This is a genomic window from Streptomyces laurentii (genome assembly GCF_040635425.1).
GTDB lineage: Bacteria > Actinomycetota > Actinomycetes > Streptomycetales > Streptomycetaceae > Streptomyces > Streptomyces laurentii.
The window spans coordinates 1-3,908 of sequence record NZ_JBEYHT010000124.1; the positions used below are offsets into that span (position 1 = coordinate 1).

The 3,908-nt window shown below is 65.4% G+C and carries 2 protein-coding genes and 1 pseudogene; 1 reads left to right on the top strand and 2 read right to left on the bottom strand.

Features of this window, described 5'->3' with window-relative positions; genetic code table 11:
- Positions 1-1,631 (top strand): recombinase family protein (locus tag ABZ693_RS35950; protein WP_359885702.1); only part of this gene is annotated, 1,631 nt, incomplete at its 5' end.
- A gap of 977 nt (positions 1,632-2,608) precedes the next feature.
- Here ABZ693_RS35950 and ABZ693_RS35955 read toward each other — a convergent pair.
- Together ABZ693_RS35955 and ABZ693_RS35960 are read right to left on the bottom strand one after the other, a co-directional pair.
- A pseudogene (locus ABZ693_RS35955) lies at positions 2,609-3,259 on the bottom strand (DUF4158 domain-containing protein); the annotation flags it as partial.
- Positions 3,260-3,778: 519 nt separating this feature from the next.
- Positions 3,779-3,908, bottom strand: a 130-nt coding sequence (locus tag ABZ693_RS35960) for an aldehyde dehydrogenase family protein (RefSeq protein ID WP_359885703.1), incomplete at its 5' end; no start/stop codon positions are given.

The window sequence follows — 3,908 nt, forward strand, 5'->3', positions numbered from 1 at the left end:
CCAACCGGAGTTGGACACAGCTCCGTATTGGCCGTCTACTCTCCACCCACACCCCTGCCACCTGGGAGAACGGGAGATCCAACGTGCGGGACGACCACGAGATAGACGATCGGCCCTTCGCTGACCCCAGCCTCCCCCTGGGTGGGTACTGCCGCATCTCCGACGCCGACCTTGCAGACATCCGCAGGGCCGTAAAGGAGGGCAGGATCACCGAGGAGGAGGCTGCGGAGCTTGAGCGGAAGGGCGTCCTCAAACAGAAGGACGATCTTCGATGGCTGGCAGGCAAGCACAACCGCGAGGTGGTCTTCTACGAGGACAACAACCTGTCCGCGTTCAAGCGAAACGTGTCGCGGCCGGACTTCAAGCGGGCTCTCAGCGACCTCCGGGCAGTCCGCATCGCCGGGATGCTGTCGTACGACATCGACAGGTTCGCCAGGCAGCCCCGGGACCTCGAAAAGGCCATCGACATCTACGAGGACTCGAGGAAGCGGCTCATCTTCGACACGATGTCGGGCCAGAACTTCGACCTCTCGACTGCTGACGGAAGATTCTCGGCCCGCCTCTTCGTCTCAATAGCCAACAAGGCTTCCTCGGACACCTCACGACGCATCATCCGGGACAACAAGTGGAAGGCGGCCAAGGGCAAGTACCACGGAGGCACCCTGGCTTACGGCTGGGACGTAAACGACCGCGATAAACTCGACCCTCAGGCCGCGAAGCTGATCAACGAGATCATCGATGGACACATAGCCGGGGACAGTATCCATACCTGCATGGACTACCTTCACGAGAACGGTGCGGTGAACCCGAATACGGGCCAGCCGTTCACGTGGGCCGGCACTAAGACCATGATCTTCCGGGCCCGCAACTTCGGCATCCGAATCTATAAGGGTCAGCCTCAGTTCAACAGCGACGGCAGCTACGTCATGGGGGATTGGGAGCCCTTGGTCGTGACACCCAACGGTGAACCGGACCTCGCGAAGTTCGAAGCGCTCCAGGCGATACAGAAGGGAGCCATCAAGCCGGGTGACAAGACGACAGCGAAGTACTTCCTATCCCGGATCATCCGCTGTGGCCGATGCATGTTTCCGATGACGGGCAAGCCCGTCTGGATCAGGGGAAGGAAGTCGAACACTTTCGCCTACAACTGCAATAAGCAGCACCCGGACCAGTGCGGCGGCCTGCAAGTCTCAGGACCCCGGGTTGACCAACTGATCAAGGACCTGATCTTCGGCATGGTCGAGAAGGCCGCCACGGAGCGGAGCATCCTGGAGGCAGCGCAGCCGGAGCCCTGGGAGAAGGAGGACGAGTTCAACGACATACTTGAGCAGATCGAAGAGCTGAAGGCCCTCTGGGAAGCGAAGCAAGTCCGGGCCAGCTCCTACGTCACAGCCCTGGACGATCTTGAGTCTCGTAGGGACGACCTCAAGGCGGAGAGGGCTATGTCGATCGTTCCTCCGGCCATCAAGGTCCTTTCGCCGGAGCTTCTTACGAAGGGGTGGGACGGGCTTTCCCTGGAGCGGCAGAGGCTCATCGTGAGGGAGATCCTAACTGCCGTCATCATTCATCCGTCAGGTCGCGGGAAGGGCCGCACGTTCGACGCGACCCGAGTGGAGCCGGTGTTCCGCTAGTCGGCCGGCGCGAGGCCCATCAGCTCCAGTATCCGCTCGGCTTGGTCCTCGCTTAGCTCAGGGGCCCGTTCGAGCCATCGAGTCAACCACTCCTCGTGGGTCACAGTGCCACGCCCCAACTTCCCGCAGGTGATTCCAGCAGCTTGGCGGGCTCGATCGTTGGCGGAGTCGAACGGAGGACGGATGGAATGAATGGCCGAGGCACAGCACAGCTATCTGGATGCTGAGGAACGTCTGGGTTGTGCGAGCAGAGAAGGACGATCGGGTTGGGCTTCACGGTGCCCCTCAAAGGTGCGCAGGTCAGTGCTGATCCACTGCCTTCAGGACTACGACCGTTCGCGATGCTCCACCGCCAAGTACAGCGATCGTCGAACACACTCGATGGTCCGCACAATCCCCGGTTTCGGAAACCGGGGATTGTCACCTATATTGCGCCCCTCGGACGCCAGCGCCAAGCGGGTCGTGCCTGCCGGGCCATTCGCTGTCCGGGACACGGTGGAGTACGCATACACGGTCACCAACACCAGTGACTCTGCCTGCACGGGGTGACGGTCACGGACAACCTGATCGGCACCGCCACCTGCGACAGCACCGCCCTCGCCGCCGGGGAGAACACCGCCTGCTACGGCAGCTACACCGTCACCGAGGCCGATCTCGCCGCCTGTCCGCACGCCGGAAACGGCGACGACGACGGGAACGGGAGCGGAGGGAGCGGCGACGGCGGATACGGTACGACCTGTTCCGTCACCAACACCGCCGCCGCCACGGCGGCCGACCCGCAGGGCGAGACGGTCACCAGCAACACCGCCACCATCCAGGTCACCACCGGCAGCCACGACGGCTACGCCGCCGAGCCCGGCCGCAGAAGAGGGAAGGGAAACTGGACAGCACCTCTGATCCTTCTCCTCGTCGATCCGCACCCCGCCTCGGACCTGGCTGTCTCCGAGGTGGGGCGCGGTGGTTGGGTGTCCCGGCGGTCGCGGCACAGCGCTGTTCCGGCGCAGCAGCGATGCCTTGCGCCGTTCACCTCGTACCGGGGCAGCTCCGCCGGGCGGCGCGGCGGGATCGCCGACACGTCGAGGTCGCCCATGCCGAGGGCGGCGATCCCCTCGGCGTGCTTGAGCGCCCACTTCATCTGCGGTCCGGACACGCGTACCGGGCCGCGGCGTAGACGGTCCACCTCCGAGACCCGCTCGCCGGGCGGCACCGTCAGCAGCGAGTCCAGCACAGCCCGCTGCCCGGTGTGCAGCAGCACGAACAGCGTGTCCCACAGCCGCTGGTTCACCGCCTCGCGCACCGTGCCCGCCGGCCTCGTCAGCGTCGTTGTCCTGGGCAGGAGCACCCGCCGCCCGCGCAGCCACCCAGCCGCCGCGTCGAGCCGCGCCTTCGGCCCGTCCCCGGTCGGCCAGGCCCACGCGTCCAACCACCCGCTCAGCTCGTCCCGGTCCTCGGGGAAGTCGCGCCAGCCCCCCAGCTGTCTGGATCTCCCCGGCGTGCGTACGGGCCGTACCGTCCCTCTCGCCGTACATCTTCAAGTACGACGGGTCCGCGATCTCCAGCTCGGCCAGGTACTCGGCGACCGCCGCCGGCACCTGCCGCGGGTCCGGCATGAACGGGCCCAAGTAGCGCACGCCCTGGGTCCCGCCGCCGGGCCACCCGCTCAGCCCGGTGCTCCGCAGCCGCACCCAGCCGGAGGTGTGCCGGCTATTGGCAGGAGTGGTTGTCGCAGGTGCGGCAGACGGTCAGGTCGTGCTCTACCGCAGGATGGCCTGTGCGTGAGCTGGTACCCGTACAGGTGTCCGGGCACTGTGCCCCCGCCGCGTCCGGCCCGGCCGCGAGGTAACACGGAAGGTGGTGTGCGCGGTGCTGGAATTTCCCCTGATGAAGAACCAGCACCAGGTGAACGTGCCCTGTAGACCTTCGCCCAGTATCGGGACTGGACAGACTCGTCGCCCAGCCATGCGGACCACTCAACCGCCCGAATCCGTACGGGCTTGGATCGCCGAATAGGGAGAGTTACTCGTCAACGCGAATGGGCCCAGGCCCCTTCACCGCAGGGAGCGGGAAGAGCCCAGGCCCGGGGCCGGTGTTCTCAGCCAGCATCGGTCAGGCCGCCCTCCGGAGCGGAGGGTCAGGCGCCTCCGCCGCTAGAAGAACCCAAGCTTCTTCGGCGAGTAGCTGACCAGAAGGTTCTTGGTCTGCTGGTAGTGCTCCAGCATCATCTTGTGGGTCTCTCGGCCGATGCCCGACTGCTTATATCCTCCAAAAGCACTGTGC